At 66.0% G+C, this 19,951-nt stretch carries 19 protein-coding genes and 1 tRNA gene; 10 read left to right on the plus strand and 10 right to left on the minus strand.

Annotated elements, in window-relative coordinates; all coding sequences use genetic code 11:
• The first annotated feature begins 52 nt into the window (after positions 1-52).
• The 5 genes from ACI3KU_RS01640 to ACI3KU_RS01660 all read left to right on the plus strand — a co-directional run bounded on the left by ACI3KU_RS01640 (position 53) and on the right by ACI3KU_RS01660 (position 5,329).
• Complete coding sequence (locus ACI3KU_RS01640) at positions 53-2,656, plus strand: transglycosylase domain-containing protein (RefSeq protein WP_404920540.1); 2,604 nt, start codon at positions 53-55, stop codon at positions 2,654-2,656.
• Positions 2,657-2,684: 28 nt separating this feature from the next.
• Entirely contained in the window at positions 2,685-3,623 is a 939-nt protein-coding gene (locus ACI3KU_RS01645; protein WP_404920541.1) for a metallophosphoesterase, read from the plus strand.
• A gap of 54 nt (positions 3,624-3,677) precedes the next feature.
• Positions 3,678-3,751 (plus strand) — tRNA-Pro (locus ACI3KU_RS01650).
• 138 nt (positions 3,752-3,889) lie between these two features.
• Positions 3,890-4,528: a Pr6Pr family membrane protein gene (locus ACI3KU_RS01655; protein WP_404920542.1), complete on the plus strand. Its 639-nt coding sequence runs from the start codon at positions 3,890-3,892 to the stop codon at positions 4,526-4,528.
• Positions 4,529-4,561: 33 nt separating this feature from the next.
• Complete coding sequence (locus tag ACI3KU_RS01660) at positions 4,562-5,329, plus strand: HAD-IIB family hydrolase (RefSeq protein WP_404920543.1); 768 nt, start codon at positions 4,562-4,564, stop codon at positions 5,327-5,329.
• Positions 5,330-5,500: 171 nt separating this feature from the next.
• Here the strand turns inward: ACI3KU_RS01660 and ACI3KU_RS01665 are convergent, their stop codons facing one another.
• The 7 genes from ACI3KU_RS01665 to ACI3KU_RS01695 form a co-directional block, all read right to left on the minus strand.
• The gene (locus ACI3KU_RS01665; protein WP_404920544.1) at positions 5,501-6,859 is read right to left on the minus strand and encodes an alpha-hydroxy-acid oxidizing protein; all 1,359 of its coding nucleotides are present in this window, start codon (positions 6,857-6,859) and stop codon (positions 5,501-5,503) included.
• Positions 6,859-7,608, minus strand: coding sequence for a FadR/GntR family transcriptional regulator (locus tag ACI3KU_RS01670; protein ID WP_404920545.1), 750 nt, complete (start codon positions 7,606-7,608; stop codon positions 6,859-6,861). The genes ACI3KU_RS01665 and ACI3KU_RS01670 overlap by 1 nt, the downstream gene beginning before the upstream one ends.
• Before the next feature lie 208 nt (positions 7,609-7,816).
• Complete coding sequence (locus ACI3KU_RS01675) at positions 7,817-8,473, minus strand: thymidine kinase (RefSeq protein ID WP_404920546.1); 657 nt, start codon at positions 8,471-8,473, stop codon at positions 7,817-7,819.
• Between the two features lie 315 nt (positions 8,474-8,788).
• Positions 8,789-10,879: a RecQ family ATP-dependent DNA helicase gene (locus tag ACI3KU_RS01680; RefSeq protein WP_404920547.1), complete on the minus strand. Its 2,091-nt coding sequence runs from the start codon at positions 10,877-10,879 to the stop codon at positions 8,789-8,791.
• 49 nt (positions 10,880-10,928) lie between these two features.
• Positions 10,929-11,375, minus strand: a complete 447-nt coding sequence (locus ACI3KU_RS01685; protein WP_404920548.1) for a pyrimidine dimer DNA glycosylase/endonuclease V — start codon at positions 11,373-11,375, stop codon at positions 10,929-10,931.
• Between the two features lie 268 nt (positions 11,376-11,643).
• Positions 11,644-13,101 carry a malate dehydrogenase (quinone) gene (gene mqo / locus ACI3KU_RS01690; RefSeq protein ID WP_404920549.1) on the minus strand — a complete coding sequence of 486 codons (1,458 nt, stop codon included), beginning with the start codon at positions 13,099-13,101 and terminating at the stop codon, positions 11,644-11,646.
• A 93-nt stretch (positions 13,102-13,194) separates the two neighbouring features.
• Positions 13,195-14,262, minus strand: coding sequence for an aspartate-semialdehyde dehydrogenase (locus tag ACI3KU_RS01695; protein ID WP_404920550.1), 1,068 nt, complete (start codon positions 14,260-14,262; stop codon positions 13,195-13,197).
• A 173-nt stretch (positions 14,263-14,435) separates the two neighbouring features.
• On the opposite strand from ACI3KU_RS01695, the gene ACI3KU_RS01700 reads away from it, so the two are divergent.
• The 4 genes from ACI3KU_RS01700 to ACI3KU_RS01715 all read left to right on the plus strand — a co-directional run bounded on the left by ACI3KU_RS01700 (position 14,436) and on the right by ACI3KU_RS01715 (position 17,881).
• Positions 14,436-15,386: an ABC transporter ATP-binding protein gene (locus ACI3KU_RS01700; RefSeq protein ID WP_404920551.1), complete on the plus strand. Its 951-nt coding sequence runs from the start codon at positions 14,436-14,438 to the stop codon at positions 15,384-15,386.
• On the plus strand, positions 15,383-16,195 hold the full coding sequence (locus ACI3KU_RS01705; RefSeq protein ID WP_404920552.1) for an ABC transporter permease subunit: 813 nt from the start codon (positions 15,383-15,385) through the stop codon (positions 16,193-16,195). The genes ACI3KU_RS01700 and ACI3KU_RS01705 overlap by 4 nt, the downstream gene beginning before the upstream one ends.
• 42 nt (positions 16,196-16,237) lie before the next feature.
• On the plus strand, positions 16,238-17,260 hold the full coding sequence (locus ACI3KU_RS01710) for an LLM class flavin-dependent oxidoreductase (protein WP_404920553.1): 1,023 nt from the start codon (positions 16,238-16,240) through the stop codon (positions 17,258-17,260).
• A gap of 129 nt (positions 17,261-17,389) precedes the next feature.
• A complete protein-coding gene (locus tag ACI3KU_RS01715) occupies positions 17,390-17,881 on the plus strand; it encodes a hypothetical protein (RefSeq protein ID WP_404920554.1) in 492 nt (163 codons plus the stop codon).
• Positions 17,882-18,094: 213 nt separating this feature from the next.
• On the opposite strand, the gene ACI3KU_RS01720 is transcribed toward ACI3KU_RS01715, so the two are convergent.
• On the minus strand, positions 18,095-18,715 hold the full coding sequence (locus tag ACI3KU_RS01720) for an HAD family hydrolase (RefSeq protein ID WP_404920555.1): 621 nt from the start codon (positions 18,713-18,715) through the stop codon (positions 18,095-18,097).
• A complete protein-coding gene (locus ACI3KU_RS01725; protein ID WP_404920556.1) occupies positions 18,712-19,170 on the minus strand; it encodes a GNAT family N-acetyltransferase in 459 nt (152 codons plus the stop codon). The genes ACI3KU_RS01720 and ACI3KU_RS01725 overlap by 4 nt, the downstream gene beginning before the upstream one ends.
• A gap of 68 nt (positions 19,171-19,238) precedes the next feature.
• Between ACI3KU_RS01725 and ACI3KU_RS01730 the strand changes: the two genes are divergently transcribed.
• Positions 19,239-19,541 (plus strand): YciI-like protein, encoded by a 303-nt coding sequence (locus ACI3KU_RS01730; protein ID WP_404920557.1) that lies wholly within the window; start codon positions 19,239-19,241, stop codon positions 19,539-19,541.
• Positions 19,542-19,556: 15 nt separating this feature from the next.
• Here the strand turns inward: ACI3KU_RS01730 and ACI3KU_RS01735 are convergent, their stop codons facing one another.
• Positions 19,557-19,934, minus strand: coding sequence for a RidA family protein (locus ACI3KU_RS01735; RefSeq protein ID WP_404920558.1), 378 nt, complete (start codon positions 19,932-19,934; stop codon positions 19,557-19,559).
• Positions 19,935-19,951 lie beyond the last annotated feature (17 nt).

Genomic DNA, 19,951 nt, shown 5'->3' on the forward strand with positions numbered 1-19,951 from the left:
ATGCGGCGAATGAGAGGCCGTCCTCTCAGGGAGCGGCATTAGCATCTAGCCTATGCCTCGAACCAAACGCACGGCCAGCGGCGTCGTCGGCGGCCTCCTCGGCCTCGTCGGCCTCAGTGCCATCGCCGGTGTTCTCGTCACCGCGACCGTCACTCCCGCCATCGCCGTCGGCGGCACCGCGGCGACCGGCGCGATCTCGATGTTCAACGAGTTGCCCCCGATGCTTGAAATCGACACGACGATGCTGCCGTCGACGTTCTACGCCAAGGACCCGGCAAGCGGACAGTACGTCGAGATGGCGAAGTTCTACGAGCAGAACCGCGACCCGGTTACCCTCGACCAGGTTGCTCCGGTCATGATCGATGCTCTCCTGTCCAGTGAGGACAACCGCTTCTACACCCACGGGGGCGTCGACCTGACGGGTACGACGCGAGCCCTGCTCGGCAAACTGGTCAGCGGTGGAGATTCTGACGGTGGTGGTTCTTCCATCACCCAGCAGTATGTGAAGAACGTCCTGATGCAGCAGTGCGAGCGCGAAACCGCCCCGGGCGACATCGAAGCAATCAACAAGTGCTGGTCCGACTACGCCATCCAGGAGGGCATGGAGGGCATCGAGCGCAAGCTTCGTGAGATGCGCTACGCGATCACCCTGGAGCAGCAGTACACCAAAGAGGAGATCCTTCTCGGATACCTCAACATCGCGTCCTGGGGCGGGCTGACCTACGGCATCGAGGCCGCAGCTCAGCGCTACTACAGCGTTCCTGCGTCGCAACTCAACCTGAACCAGGCGGCCACGCTGGCCGGTATGGTGCAGTCACCGAACAACTATCGACTCGACCAGCCCGAGAACGAGAAGAACGGCGCAGCGGATGGCTATTCGCTCGCGAAGGATCGCCGCGACACCGTGCTGTTCAATCTGAACAAGGACGGGAAGATCACGAAGGAGGAGTACGACGCCACGCTCGCCGCTCCCATCGAACCCGTGATCAAGGACCTCAAGAAAGGCTGCGCTACGGCAGCCGGAGCCGAGTATTTCTGCACCCTGGTGCAGGAGAGCATCCTCTCCGACCCCGCTTTCGGTGCCGAGCAGGAGGATCGCGAACTCCTCCTCAACCGTGGTGGCCTGAAGGTCTACACCACGCTGGACTGGAACCTGCAGACGCGGGCTAACGACGCGATGCACTCCCTCGTTCCGGCCGCAATGGACGGAATCCTCGTTGGTTCATCGGGACTGAACATCGAAGCATCGACGGGTCGCGTCCTGAGTCTGACGCAAAACACAAGCTACGACCCTGTGGGCGGAACCCCGGGTACAACTCCGCTGGTCTTCGCGGGTGACTACCGATGGGGCGATCAGAGCACAGGGTTCTCGGTCGGCTCGACGTTCAAGGTCTTTACGCTGATCGACTGGCTTGAAAAGGGAAAGTCCCTGAATGAGCAGCTCGATGGCAGGTACCGTAAGAATTTCACATCGCACTGCGGCGACGACTCCGTCACGGGCACGTCAGAGAACTTCGCGAGCAACCCCGGCTACCGAGGGACGCCACTGAGGTTCACCAAGGACTCCCTGAACACCGGGTTCTTCGCGATGGCGGAGCAGCTCGACGTGTGCGAGATCATCGACGTCGCCAAGCGCTTCGGTGCGGTCGACGGCCGCGAAGGAACGGACCCGGACACCAGCCGGCCCTTCGACTTCGACAAGGTGCTGTTCACCCTTCTTGGCTCCGGCAACGTCTCGCCGCTCGGAATGGGCGGCGCGTACGCCGCTCTCGCCAACGGCGGCGTCTACCACAAGCCACGTCTCATCGACAGCGTTCAGAACGCTGATGGCTCCGAGATTGACCTCGGCATCAACCCGGCTGGAACGCCCGTGACGACCCCTGAAGTGGCTGCGACTGCGCTCTACGCGCTGCGCGGCGTCATGGAAGGCGGCGGAACTGGATCGCAGGGTAACCCCTATGACGGCACCATGGTGGGCGGTAAGACCGGAACGCACCAGTCCCAGCAGACCTGGCTTATCCAGACCAGCTCCCGTGTCACGAGCGTGGCGTGGGTGGGACAGTACAACGGCGACGTCCCCGTAGAGAGCACGTGGGTCGACCAGGCAGGCATGATGCTCAACAACATCCGCTACTATCTCGGTGCCGATCTTCAGCGGGCGGCGGACGAGTTCTACCCGGCGCCCGACTTCCCAGCACCAGATCAGAACCTCATCCGTGTCGTGTACAAGGATCTCCCCAGCGTGGTCGGGATGACCGTTGATCAAGCCACCAAGGTCCTGGAGGACGCCGGCTTCCAGGTGTCCGTCGGATCCCCGGTGGATGCTGACGAAGCGGCCGGAACCATCACCTCGCAGGATCCGGGCGCCGGCAAAGCCGCGGGCGGGACGCTCGTGACGATCACGCCCAGCAACGGCAAGGGCAAACCCGACGACTCGAAGGGCAATGTCACGATCCCCGACGTTACGGGGCAGTCGTTCCAGAAGGCCGTAACGGCTCTCCAGCAGGCGGGATTCTTGTCACTCCTGCAGACCTGCAACACCGATAGCAACGCCCCTGGCAATGGTGTAGTCACGGGGACGAATCCGGCAGGCAATACCAAGGCGAAAACGGACACCACGGTGACCATCACGTACTCAGCCAAGACCTGCGGCTGATGACCATGACCACGGACACCACTGACTGATGCGATCCGCAGCACGCCAGGCCCTCACCGCCCTCGGGGCGGTGGGGGTGGCCGGTGCCGCTGCCCTCACGTGGGGCATCGGCATCGAACGTCATCTCTACACGCTCCGCCAGCACACCGTCGCGGTACTCCCCGAGGGCAGCGACCCGATTCGTATCCTGCACATCTCGGATGTGCACATGGCACCGTGGCAGGTACGCAAGCAGGCGTGGCTGGCATCGCTCGCCTCCCTGCGCCCGGACCTCATCATCGATACCGGCGACAACCTCGGCCATGAGGACGCCCTCCGCGGCATCCAAGCCGGATTCGCCGGCTTCGCAGGCGTTGCGGGGGCGTACGTCTACGGATCGAACGATGTCTTCAGTCCCGCGCCACGCAACCCCCTCCGGTACTTCACCGGTCCGTCGAAGTTCATCGAGGATGCGCCACGGCTCGACATCGAAGGCCTCGACTCGTTCCTCTCAGACGGCCTCGGTTGGAACAGCGTCGACAACGCCGCAGCCTCCGTGGACATCCGAGGGCACCGCGTCGACATCATCGGAACGGGCGACGCGCATCGGCAGTGGGATCGCCTCGACGAGCTTCCGGCGCATGCGGCTGCGCTGCGGGCCGAGGAGTCCGATCTGCCACGGCTCACCATCGGGGTGACGCACGCCCCCTACCGCCGTGTCTTGGATGCATTCGCGGCAGAAGGTGCCGACATGATCTTCGCCGGCCACACGCACGGCGGACAGATCCGCATCCCCGGTGTCGGTGCTCTGGTGGCCAACTGCGACATCCCACTGTCGCAGTCGCGGGGGCTCAGTTCGTGGCCGTCCGCGACACGCCCGATCCCCCTCAATGTGAGCGCAGGACTCGGTCACTCGATCTACGCGCCGATCCGCTTCGCGTGCCGTCCAGAGGCGTCGCTGATCACCCTGGTGCCCCGAAAAGGGTGACTTTTGGTCAAGATCACCTCACCCGATCAGGTAGACTGAATGAGTTGTCATCAACGGGGTGTGGCGCAGCTTGGTAGCGCGCTTCGTTCGGGACGAAGAGGCCGCAGGTTCAAATCCTGTCACCCCGACACAATCGCTGAAGGGCCGGTTCATCAGAACCGGCCCTTCGGTGTTTCCCCTCTCCGAGGACAAGACGTCGCCCTAACAGCCGCGCGGGTGTTCTCAGGTTCCGCGTCAAGAATGGCTGACACAGGGGAAGCACAGAGATGACCCGCTCCATCAGAAGACCGATCGCGGTCGCGCGACTCGCGTTCGGCACGATCATCGTTGGTATCCTCACGTACACATTCGGCCTGCTCGCGAACACGCACGGCATCTCGCTGATCGACTACTTCGGGTTCTTCACCAACCTCACCAGCCTCCTCACCGCGATCGTGCTGATCCTGACCGGCGCGGCGGGGTGGACCCGGCATTCGTTCTCCGTCCCCCTCACGCTGGCCCGCGCGGTGGCCACCGCGTGCATGATGCTGGTCGCCATCATCTACAACGTGCTCGTTCCCGGCACCGGAGCCGCGCCGCCGTGGGTGAGCGCGGTGCTCCACATCGCGTTGCCCGCACTCATGCTCCTGGACTGGATCGTGATCCGCGACCACCCCGGCGTCCAGTGGCGACACTTCTGGGTGCTGCTTCCCTATCCGCTGGTGTGGCTGGTGGTCGTCTTGATCCGTGGTGTCACCGACGGGTGGGTTCCCTACGGCTTCCTGCTCCCCGAACGCGGGTGGCCGAACATCCTGTTGACGTCGCTCGGGCTGCTCCTCGCTCTCGGAGCGGCAGGGATGGTGGTGTGGGCGACGCGCGGTTCATCGCCTGGGCTGTCCGGGCAGCGTACAGAAGCTCCTCGCTAAACTGGTGGCTTCCCGGACAAAGGATCATCTGCCGTGCCTGCACCGAAGCTCGTCGCCTTCGATCTCGACGACACTCTCGCTCCATCGAAGTCCCCCGTGAACCCGCGCATCGCGCAACTGCTCGTGGAGCTTGCCGAGCGTGTCGAGGTGGCGATCATCTCCGGCGGACAGTGGGAGCAGTTTCGCAGCCAGGTGCTCGCCTACCTCCCGGCGGGTTCGGAGGGTGCACTGGAGCGCCTGCATCTGATGCCCACGTGCGGCACCCAGTACTTCCGGCATGACGGCTCGGCCTTCGCCGCCGTCTACGCCGATTACCTCACCGACGATGAGAAGGAGCGCGCGATCGCGGCGCTGCGCTCGGAGGCAGCGCGCCTCGGGCTCTGGGAACCGAACCCGGCGGGCGATGTGATCGAGGACCGTGGATCGCAGATCACCTTCTCCGCGCTCGGACAGCGAGCTGCCCTTGACGACAAGAAGGCGTGGGATCCCACGGGTGCCAAGAAGTCGGCCCTGCGTGAGGCCGTTGCCGCACTGGTTCCGGATCTCGAGGTCCGTTCGGGTGGGTCAACCTCCATCGACATCACCCGTATCGGCATCGACAAGGCCTACGGGATGACGCGGCTGGCGGAAGCGACCGGCATCGCGTTCTCCGACATGCTCTTCTACGGCGACCGTCTCGACGAGGGCGGCAACGACTACCCGGTGCTCACTCTCGGGGTGCCCGCTCGCGCCGTCGAGGGCTGGGAGGACACCGCGGCACACCTCGATGCCCTGCTGCTGGAGCTCCCGGTCCGGGTCTGACCCCGCTTGTCGGGTCGGTACTGCGGATGCGGCCGACACATGAACATGCGCCGAGTCCATGACCCGCGTGGCGTTGCCCTCATGAACTGGGCGCATGTTCATGGACTCACCACAGGCATCACGCGCGAAAGGCCGGATGAGACGTCTCATCCGGCCCTTCCTACCTGTCGGTCAGCTCGCGGCCACGTCCTTGGCCTTGGCCGCCTTCGCCGGGGCCTTGACGGATCGCGCCGACTTGTTGGCCGGAACGGTGCGCGGCTGGTCGGCGGTCATCGCCTCGGCGACGTCCGCGAACGGCTTCGCGATGGGCTGCAGTCGCGACAGCTGCGTGACGTGCTTCGGGCTGAGCTCCTCGATGCTCGCGGCCTCTAGCAGCTTCATCGTGCGCTCGATCTCGGTGCCGAGAATCGAGATGGTCTTGTCCACACCGCGACGCCCGCCGGCCATCAGACCGTAAAGGTACGCGCGGCCGACGAGCGTGAACTTCGCACCCAGTGCTACGGAGGCCACGATGTCAGCGCCGTTCATGATGCCGGTGTCGACGTGGATCTCCATGTCGGAACCGAGCTCCTTCACCACGTGCGGCAGCAGGTGGAACGGGATCGGCGCACGGTCGAGCTGGCGCCCACCGTGGTTGGAAAGCACGATGCCGTCGACGCCCTTGTCGGCGAGGAGCAGCGCATCCTCGACGGTCTGCACGCCCTTCACCATGATCTTGCCCGGCCACAGCGAGCGGATGATCTCCAGGTCATCGAAGGAGATGGTCGGGTCCATGGCAGCGTTGAGCAGGTCGCCGACAGTGCCGCCGGTTGACGAGAGCGACGCGAACTCGAGCTTCGGGGTGGTGAGGAAGTTGATCCACCAGGCCGGACGTGGAATCGCGTTGATGACCACGCCGGGCGTCAGCTGAGGCGGGATCGAGAAGCCGGCGCGCTTGTCACGCAGACGCGCACCCGCGACAGGGGTGTCCACCGTGAAGAACAGCGTGTCGAATCCGGCGGCGGCGGCACGACGGACGAGGTCGTAGGAGACCTCGCGGTCGCGCATCACGTAGAGCTGGAACCAGTTGCGGCCGTTCGGGTTGTTCGCCTTCACGTCCTCGATCGATGTGGTGCCGAGAGTGGACAGTGTGAATGGGATGCCGGCGGCGCCCGCGGCACCGGAACCGGCGATCTCGCCCTCGGTTTGCATCATGCGCGTGAAGCCGGTGGGCGCGATGCCGAACGGCATCGAAGACGTGCCGCCGAGCACCTCGGTGGTCATGTCGACCTCAGGCACACTGCGCAGGATCGACGGGTGAAACTCCACATCCTCGAACGCCTGGCGCGCGCGTGCGAGCGACAGTTCGCCCTCGGCGGCGCCCTCGGTGTAGTCGAAGGGCGCACGAGGGGTGCGGCGCTGAGCGATGGTGCGCAGGTCGGCGATCGTGAGCGCCTTCTCCAGGCGACGATCGGTGGGGTTCAGGGTGGGCTTCTTGAACTTCATGAGCTCGGCGAGCTCGATGGGGTTCGGGAACTGGCGCTTGACCATCAGGCGCTTTCCTCTCGCTGTGCGGTGTGCATGTTGTGGGGGTCGAGGGAGATCGCGGCGTAGTAGCCCGCGATGTGGTCGTGGGTGCGGGTCGAGGCGGCCTCGGGGTCGGCCTCGCGGATCGCCGCGATGATGCTGCGGTGCTCCGCGCGAAGGCGATCGGCCATCGTGGGCCAATCCGCGAGGCGAGCGGCCCCGTCGCGCACGTAGGTCTCGATGCTGTGGCGAAGCCCGGCCATCGTCGCGATGATGACCTGGTTGCCCGCGGCCGATGCCAGCGCGAGGTGAAACGCGGCGTCCAGAGCAAGAAACTCCTCGGGCGTGACGTCGGGGGCATCCATGGCGTCCAGCAGCGCGGCTGCCGCGCCCAGATCGCCACCGACCCGAGCAAGGTCGCCGGCGACGGCGGACTCCAGGATCAGTCGAGTGCGCACGATGTCCGCCACCCGGAATCCACTGGCCGCAACCTGCAGGCGCATGAGCGCGCTCATTCCACCTTCCGGCGTGGCGACGATGATCGCGCCTGCGTTGGGGCCGGATCCCGTGGCCGTGCGGATGAGGCCCATGACCTCCAGCACGCGCAGCGCTTCGCGGACGCTGGACCGGCCGACGCCGAGGTCAGCGGACAGGATCCGTTCGCCGGGAAGTCGATCTCCCGGCACAAGGTCGCCGGACAGCAATCGGGATTCGACATGCTCGATGACGTTCTGCCATGCCTTCGGCGCCGCCTCGCCCGTGCTCTCGCTCATCCTCGCCCCGTCGCTCGAACGCCGCTCCCGCGGTCGTCACTGTGGTCCGACCACAGCGTATCACTGTGGTCGGACCACACACAATGCTCATGATCCTCCGCAGGAAGGCACACCCATACACCGCGAGACTTCCGTCTGTGGGCGAGAATCAGCGCAACGCGGCGATTGTCACCCACAGACGGAAGTCTCGCGGGACATGGTGCGGACTTCAGGGGGCGAGGACGCCGCCGGATTCCTCGAGATAGCAGGAGCCGCAGAGCGACTCGTACGTGACGAAGTGCTCATCGCGGACATCGGACGTGGCGGCATCGATGGCAACCTGGTCGCCGTCGAACACAAACCGACCATCGATCACACGGCCGTTGAAGACGGCCTTGCGACCGCACCGGCAGATCGTCTTCAGTTCTTCGAGGGAGTGGGCGATCTCCAGCAGCCGGCGCGAACCGGGAAAAGCCGCGGTGCGGAAATCACTGCGAATCCCGTAGGCCAGCACGGGAATCCCGTCCAGCACGGCGATACGGAACAGATCATCGATCTGAGTCGGGGTGAGAAACTGCGCTTCATCGACGAGCACGCACGCGATGTCTCCGACGCCGCCAGGGATGAGGGCCTCAGCAGCGTGAGCGAGGAGTCGCTCACGATACTCGCGCACCACGGTGCGAGCGTCATCGCCCGGGTGGAGGAGGAAGTCGACGTCGCGCGTCATGCCGAGGCGGGACTCGATCTGCCCGGCACCCTTGGTATCGATGGCCGGCTTCGTCAGCAACACGGTCTGACCGCGCTCCTCGTAGTTGTACGCGGCCTGGAGCAGTGCAGTGGACTTGCCCGAGTTCATCGCGCCGTATCGGAAGTAGAGTTTGGCCACCGGACGAGTCTACGGACTCGAACCGACACTCGAAGCGCGCAGCGGTCGCCGTCGGCCGCGTAGCGCGAGGATCGCAACCTCAGCCGCGCGACGCGAGGAACGCAGCGCGGCCACACGGCGCGACGATCACGAGCGCACAACGTGAGGACTCAAAGCGCCCCGCGCGAGGACCCAAGCGCCCCGCGCGAGGATCGCAACCTCAGCCGCGAAACGCGAGCGGCGCAGCCTCAGGCGCGTAGCGCGAGGAGCCTCCGGCGCGCAGCGCGAGGAGCCTCCGGCGCGCAGCACGAGGAGCCTCCGGCGCGCGGCGCAGCCTCAGGCGCGGAGGGCGAGGGTGAAGGGCAGCACGCGGGTGGCACCTGCCGCACGGAGCACGGACGAGGCAGCCTGCAGCGTCCATCGGCTGTCGGCGATGTCGTCGACCAACAGCACAGGGCCGGCGGGAATGTCGAGCCCCGTGGCGTGGAGTGTGCCCCAGACACGCGACAGGCGGAACGCGCTGTTGCCGCCGGTCTCAGATGCGGTACCGATGGCCGTGGTGGCGAGCTCGCCGAGGTACGGAAGCCGTCCCAGACCAGCGAGCCCCTGGGCGAGCGACGACACCAGCTGTGGGCGGGTGCGAGACGGAACGGAGACAACGGCGACGGGCCGCTCCGCCCACGACCACTCCCCCAACACGCGCGCGCAGGCGTTGAGCACGGCCGGCTGCAGAGGCGCATCCGCGGCTCCGGCCGCGAAGATCTCGCGCATGGTATTGCCCCACCCGAGGTCGGTCAGCCGGGCAAGGGCGCGACCCTCGTCGTATCGCTCGTCGACCGGGATGCGTCCGGTCAGGCTGAGCCCGAGGGACCCCATCCCCGTGGGCCATTGCGCGCGCGGCTCGATCACCGCACCGACACGATCCATGGCGGTGCGAGCCTCTTCCGCCGCGAACGATGCGACCTGCGCATCGATCCAGGCTCCGGCGCAGTTGTCGCAGCGCCCACAGGGTGCGGCAGTAGCGTCGTCCAGCGCGCGTTGGAGGAACATCATCCGACACTCGGTGGTGCGCTCGTACGCGAGCATCGCTTCCTGCTCTGCCCGGCGGGCGGCGGCGATTCGCCCATAGCGCTCGGCATCGTAGGTCCACGGCTGGCCCGTGCCGACCCAGCCCCCCTGGACCCGACGGACCGCGCCATCGACGTCCAGCACCTTGAGGAGAAGTTCGAGGCGGGACCGGCGAATGTCGACGCGCGCTTCCAGCGCAGGGGTCGACATCGGCGCGTCGCCGAGCGTGGTGATCACTCGCTCGGCGCGCTCCTGGTCGGGCATGGACGATGTGGCAAAGTACTCCCAGATCTCCGTGTCTTCCGGGCCGGGCAGCAGCAGAACATCGGCTCGATCCGTTGCGCGACCCGCGCGACCGACCTGCTGGTAATAGGCGACGGGCGACGACGGAGCGCCGAGGTGCACCACGAACCCGAGGTCGGGTTTGTCGAATCCCATGCCCAGGGCCGACGTGGCAACCAGCGCCTTCACCTCGTTGCGTCGCAGTTTGTGCTCGAGCTCTTCGCGCTCTTCGACCGGCGTCTGGCCGGAGTAGGCGTAGGCGTCGATACCCGCGGTCCGCATGGCTCGCGCGGTGTCTTCCGCGGCAGCCACCGTCAGCGTGTAGACGATCCCCGACCCGGCGAGATCACCGATGTGGGTGATCAGCCAGGCGAGGCGCGTGACCGCATCCGGCAGTCGCAGCACGCCGAGTCGCAGTGACGCCCGCGCAAGCGGACCACGAATGGTCAGCACATCAGTGTTGGCCGTCTCCATCTGCTCGGCGATATCGGCGACAACGCGGCTGTTAGCCGTGGCCGTTGTCGCAAGCACCGGGACGGTGGGATCGAGTTCGGCGATGAGGTCGCGCAGACGCCGATAGTCGGGCCGGAAATCGTGACCCCAGTCGCTGATGCAGTGCGCCTCATCCACCACGAGCAAGCCCATGCGCCGAACGAGTGACGGCAGCTGGTTCTCCCGGAAGGCAGGGTTGTTCAGTCGTTCCGGCGAGACGAGGAGCACGTCGATCTCGTCGTTCTCCAGCGCCGCCGACACCGTGGTCCATTCGTGCGCGTTGGTGGAGTTGATGGCGACGGCTCTCACGCCGCTGCGCTCGGCAGCGGCAATCTGGTCTCGCATGAGGGCGAGCAGCGGCGAGACGAGCACCGTGGGGCCGGCACCGCGCTCACGCAGCAACGCCGTGGCGACGAAGTAGACAGCGGACTTTCCCCACCCCGTGCGCTGGACCACCAGTGCACGACGATGTCCGTCGACGAGTGCTTCGATGGCCTCGAACTGCCCATCGTGGAAGTCCGCATCGTCCCGCCCCACCAGGGAGCGCAGGATCCGTCGTGCCGCCTCGCGGGTGTTCTCGCTCATCACTCCACCCTGCCACGGGGCACCGACATTGGCTGTGGCCCCGATGCGCCTACGCCGCGGAGGTGTCGAGCGGGACGCCGCGCTCCCACGACTCGATGGGGCCGGGAACCACGACGAACGTCGGCGCGGCGGCGGGCCCGGTGAGCTTCGGAAGCCACGCCGGATCGCGCACGATCACCTTGGTCCGCAACCATTCCAGCTCGTACGCGAGCTGCCCCTCCGTCACTGGGATCCGCGGATTCTCCGCATCCACGACGCCGATACGCGTGGCGTCGAAACGGTAGCCGCGCGCGGTCGCCTCGATCTGGAGCGCCGTGAGGAAGTGACCGATCGCGGCTGACGGATCGTCGGCTTCACGGAAGCGCTCGAGCTGCGGGTGGCGGGTGTAGCCGCGAGTCCCGCCAGCCAGGACCTTCTGCGCGAGAAGCCCCTCGCGCCAGCACGCAACCAGGGCCGCCCGGTCGAGGATGGACGGATCCAGAGACCACAGGCGCATATATCGAGCCTACTGGCCGCTGCCGGAAGCCCGCCGCCGAGGCCCGACGCCCGCGCGATGGTCTCAGAAGGCGCACCGATGCACCCCGACAACGACAGCAAGTGAGACCAAACCGCTCGGTGGTCTCAGAAGACGCACCGATGCGCACCGACAGCGACAGCAAGTGAGACCAAACCACTCGGTGGTCCCAGAAACGGTGGTCTCAGAAACTGCACGCCATCACCCCGACGTCGACAGAAAGTGAGACCGCCCGCGACGGACGAAAGACTCAGGCGGAAAGCTGCAGGGTCTCGGCGGTGGCGGCGAACTCCGCCGCAGCCGCCTTCGGGTTCCTGTTGAGCTTCTCGCCGTAGCTGGGGATGAGCTTCTTCAGCTCGGGCTGCCACGCCTCGATGCGATCGGGGAAGCAGGTCTTCAGCAGGTCGAGCATGATCGCGACCGCGGTGGACGCGCCCGGCGAAGCACCAAGCAGACCGGCGATGGAGCCGTCCTTGTGCGCGACGACCTCGGTGCCGAACTGGAGCTTGCCGCCCTTCATCACCTGTGCGCGCTGACCAGCCTGCAGCAGCTTCCAGTCGGCATCCTTCGCGGTGGGCATGAACTCGCGGAGGCTGTCGACCTTGCGGCGATGGTTTTTCGCCAGCTCCGACACCAGGTATTTGATCAGACCGAAGTTCGTGAAAGCCACGTTCAGCATCGAGAACAGGTTGCTGAATCGCACCTGCGTGACGATGTCAGTGAGGCGTCCCTGCTTGAGGAACTTCGGCGTGAAGGTCGCGAAGGGACCGAACAGCAGGCTGGTCTCCCCGTTGACCACGCGCGTGTCCAGGTGCGGCACAGACATGGGAGGCGCGCCGTTGGCCGCCTGCGAGTACACCTTCGCCTTGTGCTGCGCGACGATCTCGGGGTTGCTGGTCATCAGCCACTGCCCGCCGATCGGGAAGCAGCCGTAGCCCTTGATCTCCGGGATGCCGGAGTTCTGCAGCAGCTTGAGTGCCCAACCACCCGCACCGACGAACACGAAGCGCGCGCGGATCTCACCCGGCGTCTTTCCCAGCGAGCGACGATAGTTGATGCGCCAGGTGCCGTCCTTCATGCGCTTGAGGCTCTTCACCTCGGTGTTGGTCTGCAGGGTGGCACCCTTTTCGACCAGGTTGGCGAACATCTGGCGGGTGACCTCGCCGAAGTCCACGTCGGTTCCGTTGGGAACACGAGTGGCGGCGAACGACTCCCCCGCCAGGCGCTTCTGCATGAGCAGCGGCGCCCACTTGTTGATCACGCGCGAGTCGGTGGAGAACTCGATGCCCTCGAAGAGGGGCTGCTCTTTGAGCACCTCGTAGCGACGACGGAGGTAGTCCACGTCCTTGTCACCCCGCACGAAGGTCATGTGCGCAGCCGTGTTGATGAACGACGACGGATCGTGCAACACTCCGCGATCCACCAGGCTCGACCACAGCTGACGGCTCTGCTGGAACTGCTCGTTGATGCTGATGGCCTTGGCCGGATCCAGCGAGCCGTCCTTCGCCTCGGGCATGTAGTTCAGCTCACACAGGGCGGAGTGTCCGGTACCGGCGTTGTTCCAGGCGTTGGAGCTCTCCTCGGCAACTTCACTCAGTCGCTCGAAGACGGTGATCTTCCAGTCGGGCTGCAGTTCCGAGAGGAACGTGCCCAAGGTGGCGCTCATCACGCCACCGCCGATGAGGACGACGTCTACGGTTTCGGTCACCAGACAAGTCTAGGCCGGGTTTGACCGGTGACCTACACGACGAACATCCCGGTGAGGCGGGCGAACGATGCCCACCCCACCGGATGATGATCTTCAGGCGAGGTTGCTTGCAACCACTTCCGCGATCTGCACGGCGTTCAGTGCCGCTCCCTTGCGCAGATTGTCGTTCGAGATGAACAGAACGAGGCCCTTGCCTTCCGGTGCCGACTGGTCCTGGCGGATGCGACCCACGTAGCTCGGGTCGTTGCCCGCGGCGAGCAGCGGCGTCGGGATCTCCTCCAGCGCCACACCGGGGGCTGCCGCCAGGAGGTCGCGCGCGCGGTCGGGAGTGATGTCGTCAGCGAACTCGGCGTGGATGGAGAGCGAGTGCCCGGTGAAGACGGGAACGCGAACGCAGGTGCCCGCAACCAGCAGGTCGGGGATGCCGAGGATCTTGCGGCTCTCGTTGCGGAGCTTCTTCTCCTCGTCGGTCTCGTTGTCGCCATCGTCGACGAGATTGCCCGCGAACGGCAGCACGTTGAAGGCGATGGGGGCGACGTACTTCTCGGGCTGCGGGAAGTCGACTGCGCGGCCGTCGTGAACCAGGTTCAGCACCTTCTCGGGCCCCTGCGCAAGAACGCCCTCGACCTGACCGAACAGCTCCTGCGCACCCGCAAGACCCGATCCGGACACAGCCTGGTAGGTGGAGATGATCAGACGCTGCAGGCCGGCGGCGTCGTGCAGCGGCTTCAACACCGGCATCGCGGCCATCGTGGTGCAGTTGGGGTTGGCGATGATCCCCTTCGGCGGGTTGACCGTCGCCTCGGGGTTCACCTCGCTGACGACCAGCGGAACCTCCGGGTCCATGCGCCACGCGCTGGAGTTGTCGATGACGACGGCACCGGCCTCGGCGAATCGAGGCGCGTGGGCGCGGGATCCGGTGGCACCGGCGGAGAACAGCGCGATCTCCACGCCCGCGGGGTCGGCGGTCTCGACATCTTCGACGATCACGGTCTGGCCGCCGAACTCGATGGCGGTGCCGGCGGAACGGGCCGTGGAGAACAGACGCAGCTCGCGAATCGGGAACGCACGCTCGATGAGGATCTCGCGCATCACGGTGCCCACCTGACCGGTGGCACCAACGATGGCGACGGAGTACCCGGAATCGGAGATGCGCGTCATGTCGTGTCCTTCGAATAGGGGACGCGCCCAACCGCACGCGCCCAGCGTTCGGCGTACGTTGCCGTTTGGGCGATCTTACCCGTGACACGCCTCGGCACTGATTCCTATGACTTCGATCGACAACGCCGTTCGGGTAGTTATAGTTGAACTAGAACCAATCGGAAGGAGCGACGATGACTGAGACCGTCGTCAGCACGCAGATGCTGGAGAAGCGATACGGCGAGCGCACCGTCGTTCGCGGACTGGATCTCGAGGTTCGTCCGGGACGCGCCTACGGACTCCTGGGGCCGAACGGCGCGGGGAAGACGACGACCCTCCGGCTCGTCACCGGCCTCATCGCGCCGACCGCCGGCACCATCTCCGTGTTCGGCGAGCAGCTCACGTCCGCCAACGCGGATCGGATTCGTCAGCGAATCGGCGTGCAGACCGATACGGAGCTCTACGCCACGCTCAGCGCACGCGAGAACCTGGAGCTGTGGGGCGGCTTCTTCGGTCTCCGCGCCGCCGAGGCACGTCGCCGCACGGACGAGGTCCTGGAGATGATGTCTCTCACCGATCGCGCCTCCTCCCCCGTCGGATCCTTCAGCAAGGGCATGCGCCAGAAGATGGCGGTGGGGCGCGCGCTCCTCCCGCGCCCTCAACTGCTGTTCCTCGATGAGCCGACCGCAGGCCTGGACCCCGGGGCGACGGAAGATCTCATCGCCGACCTCACCACCCTCATGCGCGATACCGATCTGACCGTCGTGATCTGCACGCATCAACTGGCGGGGCTGGACGCCCTCTGCTCTGATGTGGGCGTGCTCGTTGGCGGCACGCTCGTGGCGCAGGGCGATATCGATGAGCTCATCGCCCACCGATGGCCGCGAACGCCGGTGCGCATCGACGTGGCGGGAGACCCTGCACGCGCCGCCGCTCTCGTCCACGGCGCGACGATGACACCCACGGGCATCGAGATACAGGCGGCATCGGATGCTGATACTGAGCGCGCCATCGCCGCACTCGCCGCGGGAGGGGTACCGATCCGCGCCGCTGTTCCGCAGCGACCGACCGTCCAGGACCTCTATTTCGCCACCGTCGCCGACGCTCATCGGGGCTCAGCTGAATCCGGAAAGGCCGCCGCATGAACCGCCAGCGCGTGTTGACCCTCGTCCGCAAGGACCTGCTCGAGGTTGTCCGCAACAAGCAGGCACTCGCGCCGATCCTCGTCGTGCCGTTGGTCCTCGTGGTGCTCATCCCGGTGGCGATCATCGTGCTGGGCGGCAACCCGGCACTGCTGAGCTCCATCAATGGCGTGCGCCCGTTCTTGGAGAACTTGCCCGCGGGTTTCGTGCCCGACGGTTTCACCACGCAGCAGACGGTCATCTATGCGGTGACCGTGTTCTTCATGGCGCCGATGTTCCTCCTCATCCCGATCCTGGTCGCCTCCGTGACGGCGGCATCCGCCTTCGTGGGCGAGAAGGAGAGGCGCACGATCGAGGGGCTGCTCTACACCCCGCTCACGGATCGTGAACTGGTGCTCGGGAAGGTGATCGCGTCCCTGATCCCGTCGGTCGGAGTCGCGTGGGCGTCGTTCGTGGTCTACACGATCGTGGTGAATGTCCTCGGCGGACCGGTGATGGGCGGCGTGTTCTTCCCGACTCCCGCCTGGTTTGTGGTGATCCTCCTCCTCGTCCCCCTGGTGGCGGTGCTCGCGATCACCCTCATCGTCGCGATCTCGGGACGGTCGAGCACTATGCAGGGTGCACAGGGACTCGCGGTCCTCGTGATCCTTCCCGTCCTCGCGCTGATCGTGGGTCAGGCGACGGGTCTGATGCTGTTCGATCTTTGGGTCGCCGTCATCGCGGCGGGCGTGCTCCTGGTGGTGGATGGCGTCGTGTTCTTCCTCGTGGCGCGCTCCGTCAGTCGCGAGCGGATCATCACGCGGCTGAGTTGAGGGATCGGGAATGAAGCCGAGATCCATTCGGTTGCATCGATCATGAAGAACATCGGATTCCTGTCGTTCGGGCACTGGACCGACCATCCCGATTCCGGGACGCGATCGGCTTCCGACGTGTTGCATCAGTCGATCGACCTCGCGGTCGCGGCAGAGGAGATCGGCGCGGACGGCGCGTACTTCCGGGTGCACCACTACGCGCAGCAGCTGGGATCGCCGTTTCCGCTGCTGGCGGCGATCGGTGCGAAGACCTCGACCATCGAGATCGGCACCGGCGTGATCGACATGCGGTACGAGAACCCGCTGTACATGGCGGAGGACGCGGCTGCCGCCGACCTCATCTCCGACGGCCGACTGCAGCTGGGCGTCAGCCGTGGTTCACCCGAGCAGGTGGTCGATGGCTGGAAGCACTTCGGCTACGCCGCGCCGGAGGGTATGACCATGGCCGATGTCGCGCGTCAGAACACCGAGGTGTTCCTGCAGGTGATCGACGGCGCTCGCTTCGCCGAGCCGAACCCGCGGCCAATGTTCCCTAACCCGCATGGCGGCCCGCTGGGCATCCAGCCGCAGTCCCCCGGGCTGCGCGAGCGCATCTGGTGGGGTGCCGGCTCCAACGCCACGGCGGAGTGGGCGGCCCGCGCGGGCATGAACCTGATGAGCTCCACGCTGAAGGATCACGAGTCGGATGAGCCCTTCCACGTGCAGCAGCGTCGGCAGATCGAGCTCTTCCGCGACGCGTGGAAGGAAGCGGGACACGAGCGCACACCGCGCGTCTCCGTGAGCCGCTCGATCTTCGCGCTCACCACGCCCGAAGACCACCGCTACTTCGGTCTGAATCGCGAGAAGAACGACCAGGTCGGATACATCGACTCCGGCCAGGCCATCTTCGGCCGCTCGTACGCGGCAGAACCCGAGACACTGATCGCGGAGCTGGCGGAGGACGAGGCGATCGCCGCGGCCGATACGGTGCTGCTCACGGTGCCGAATCAGCTGGGGGTTGCGTACAACACGCACGTGATCGAGTCGATCATCCGCGACGTCGCACCCGCCCTCGGCTGGCGCTGACGAGTTCGTGGTCCATGGATTCCATGGACCACGAACTCGCCTATCCACAGCTGGTGCTGGCCGAAGGACCGCCGTCCCAACATGTCCACTATCGTCGCAGGGCACACGGCAACCGGACATGAGGCATTGATGCGAGACATTTCAGCGGGCGGCGACATCGTGAATTCGACGATCACAGAGATCGTCGGGAACAACCCTTCCGTTGAGATCTTGCAGCAGCCAGCGCAGGAGCTCGCCGAGGCTGAGCGTGGATCGCGACGTATTGTGCGATTCGAGCGACGGCGGCGCGCCCGCCGCGCGGCGATCTTCGGCGGCGTCGCTCTGGCGGCGTTCGGCGCAGCCGGCGTACTCGGCTACTTCTGGCTCTTCCAGGGTGGCGAGTTGTCCTTCAACGACCTGGTCCACGATGGCTCGAACATCGCGATCGCCGCGCTCATCTCGACGCTCGTCGCCGCAATCGCCGGCGTCGTCACGACCGCGCTCTCCATTCGGCAGAAGACGCCCCGGGCGGCTGAGACTCTCAACGTCGAGCGCCTGGCGACCATCACGCTTCGATGGGATGAGTTGCGAGCACTGGGTCTCTCGAAGGCTGAGATCAAAGCGCTGCGCAAGCGTCGTTAGGCTGGTCCGCGCATGATGCGCTTCTAGCCCTCCCTGACCTCGTCTTGTTCGAGGATCGCGTGCCCCTGACAGATCGGTCGCACTCCGTGCCGGGCATCGTTCACGGCGGCCATGTTGCGAACGGTGCTCACAGACATGCATGCATTTGGCTGCATTGCCGGCGTAGTGTTTCGGAGATGTCGAGACTGGCGAGCAGCCGGAAGGCTCGCGTCGTCAGTCCAGGACGATGCCGTGGGTGCGCAGGCGCTCTGCCAGGGTGTCCTGGTCGTGATGAATCGACCAGTGCGTGGCCTGAAGACCCGCATCCTGAGCTCCGGCGACGTTCTGGGCGTTGTCGTCCACGAATAGGATCTCGGCGGGAGCGACACCGATCCGCTCTGCCGCGATGTGGAAGAAACGCGGGTCAGGTTTGGCCGCACCGATCGCACACGAGTACGCCGAGACGTCGAACATCCCGTCATACCCGAGAACGCTGGCCATGTGCCGCGCGCTCACGTGATCCTGATTCGAACCCAGGTGCACGCCGATCCCCGCGACGCGACAGGCCGCGATCGTGCGGAGGGAGTCATCGAACTGCGTCATAGCCCGCAGTGCCGCGTCGTGCAGCACGGCCGCCTGGACGAACTGCCCGAACTCGCCGAGCAACGCGTCCATCATCGCGTGCAGGTCCCCCTCTCCGGCGAGCATCGGGAGCTCCGCCTTCCAGGCACGACGCAGGAACTCGTCGCTGCGCTCTCCCAGCACCGGGAGAAGGACGTCGCGCCAGGCCCCGGGAAGATCCTGGATCACGCCGTCCGCGTCGAAGAGGACGTGGGTGAGAGGAGGTGTTGTCACAGCTCGCGTGTCATGTAGACGCTGTTGGGGTCGTCACGGTACTTGCCGAACGGGCCGCACTCGCGGAATCCGGCACGCAGGTACATCGATCGAGCGGCGACGAAGAAGTCATCGCTGCCCGTCTCGAGGGAGAGGCTGTGCACGCCGCGGCTGCGGGCGTCCTCGATCGCGAACTCCAGCAGCGCCCGCCCGATCCCCTGCCCGCGACGAGCCGGAGCGGAGCGCATGCTTTTCAGCTCTTCGTGCCCGTCTTCGAACGCCGCGAGCGCGACAGTGCCGACCACCGCGTCCTCGTCCCGGGCCGTCCAGACCCGCACGCCCGGAGCCTGCAGCCCGGTGAGATCCAGCGCGTGGCGGCTCTCCTTCGGAGCGGTCGGCTCCATATCGCGCAGGTGCTCTTCCAGGAACGCGATCACGCGTGCGTCGGTCAGATCTGCAGGCACAATGGTCACCATGATCTCCAGTAGATCACTGCGTGCCGTTCGGCACGAAACCCGGCTGATCCACCGACGGAAGGACCCCCGTGCACGCGGTGCTCCAGTACACCTACGCAGACGACTACCTCACCTCTCGCGAGGCATATCGGCCGGCGCATCTCGCCTATGCGTGGGAGGCGGCGGAGCGGGGCGAATTGCTCGTCGGCGGCGCGGTCGGTGAGGTGCCGACGACCGGGTTGATCATCTTCCACGGCGACGACGCGCTGGAGAGCGCACGCAGATTCGCCATGAACGATCCGTACGTGCACGCCGGCGTCGTCGTCGCCTGGACGGCTCAGCCGTGGACGACGGTGGTGGGTGACATCGCGGCGACGCCGGTTCGCCCCTGATCCGGACGGTGCGGCTCAGTCCGCCACAGACACGATGGCGTCGATCTCGATGTCGAAGCCGCGAAGCGCCGCCTCGATGGTGGTGCGCGCTGGATACGGCTCGACTAGATAGTCCTGGGCGAGCTCATTGAACTCGGCGAAGTCGTCGAGATTGCGCAGATACACCCCGATCCGCACCGCCCGATGCAGCGACGAGCCGGCAGCGAGCGCCACCGCCTCCAAGTTCTGGAAAGTTCGGTGCACCTGGTCGGCGAACGTCTCGCCGACGCGCTGACCGCGTTCGTCGAACGGGCCCTGACCCGCGAGGAAAGCAAGTCCCCTCACCACCACTGCCTGAGAGTACGGCCCCGCCGGAGGGGGCGCCTGCTCGCTGACGATCTTCGTTCTGCTCATCTGCTTCTCCTGTTCTC

Origin of the sequence: Microbacterium sp. ZW T5_56 (assembly GCF_044987425.1) — a bacterium.
Lineage (GTDB): Bacteria > Actinomycetota > Actinomycetes > Actinomycetales > Microbacteriaceae > Microbacterium.